This is a genomic window from Pseudomonas sp. SDO55104_S430, from assembly GCF_054070595.1.
The window spans coordinates 1-267 of sequence record NZ_JBSVXG010000520.1 but is presented as its reverse complement, the minus strand read 5'-3'; the positions used below and the strand labels follow the sequence as shown (position 1 = coordinate 267).

Annotated in this window: 1 protein-coding gene; it reads left to right on the top strand. The window is 62.9% G+C overall.

What is annotated here, in order from left to right; genetic code table 11:
- Positions 1–267, top strand: a 267-nt coding sequence (locus tag ACW9JE_RS30960; protein WP_457434940.1) for an AMP-binding protein, incomplete at both ends; no start/stop codon positions are given.

The following is a 267-nucleotide window of genomic DNA, read 5'->3' as shown; positions in this document are numbered from 1 at the left end:
GTGGCCAGGACGTGCACCGCGGCGACGTGGTGACTATCTATATGCCGATGATCCCTGAAGCCGTGGTCGCCATGCTGGCCTGTACCCGGATCGGCGCGATTCACTCGGTAGTGTTCGGCGGCTTCTCGCCGGAAGCCCTGGCCGGTCGCATCATCGACTGCCGCTCGAAAGTGGTGATCACTGCCGACGAAGGCATCCGTGCCGGCAAGAAAATCTCGCTCAAGGCCAACGTCGACGACGCCCTGACCAACCCGGAAACCAGCAGCA